The sequence below is a fragment of the Segeticoccus rhizosphaerae genome, from assembly GCF_009192725.1.
Classification (GTDB): Bacteria; Actinomycetota; Actinomycetes; order Actinomycetales; family Dermatophilaceae; genus Segeticoccus; species Segeticoccus rhizosphaerae.
This window is the reverse complement of the sequence record NZ_VOHR01000696.1, coordinates 1-633: the sequence shown is the minus strand read 5'-3', so window position 1 is coordinate 633 and position 633 is coordinate 1. Positions and strand designations below refer to the sequence as shown.

2 pseudogenes are annotated in these 633 nt (G+C 75.0%); both read right to left on the bottom strand.

Annotation, left to right across the window (positions count from 1 at the left end):
- A pseudogene (locus FRW57_RS22550) lies at positions 1–420 on the bottom strand (hypothetical protein); the annotation flags it as partial.
- Positions 417–633 (bottom strand): annotated as a pseudogene (locus tag FRW57_RS22545) (CoA transferase); the annotation flags it as partial. The pseudogenes FRW57_RS22545 and FRW57_RS22550, both read right to left, overlap by 4 nt.

Here is a 633-nt window from a genome sequence, read left to right as displayed (position 1 = left end):
CGCGGCGACCGCCGCGGTCACGGCCGCACCGAGCGCACCGGCGGTGGTCGTGGCGTGCCAGCCGCGGGAGTAGTGCTCCCATCCCAGGGCAGTGCCGAGCCGGGCCATCACACCGGCTCCGGCCAGGTAGGCACGCGGGCCTCCACCGCTCGCCAGGGCTGCGGGCACGCAGACCGTGCTGATGTGGGTCGTCGACGGCAGGTGCAGGTCGTCGAAGTCGAGGATGTGGCAGGCGACCGCCCAGCGGGCGACCTCCGGCAGACTGGTGACGATCGACAGGATCGGCTGGTCCCGGGCGGCGAGGCCCACCGACACCGTGTCGAGCAGTGCCCGGTCGGCCAGGGCGAGGTCCTCGTCGTCGGCCTCGAAGCGCTCGGCCCAACCAGCCAGGGACTCGGCGACGCCGGTGGTGCGGCTCATCGGTCCTCCTCCGCACCGGGGTCAGTCGGCAGGCCGAGCTCGGCCAGGATGCGCTCCGTGTGCTGTCCCAGGGAGGGCACCGCGCCCATCGCTGGTTCCTGTCCCCGCACGGTGACCGGCGGGAGCAGCGCCCGCACCGGACCGACGGGCGTGTCCACCTCGCGCCAGCGGTCGCGGGCTCGCAGCTGGGGGTGGCCGACCAGGCCCGCGAGG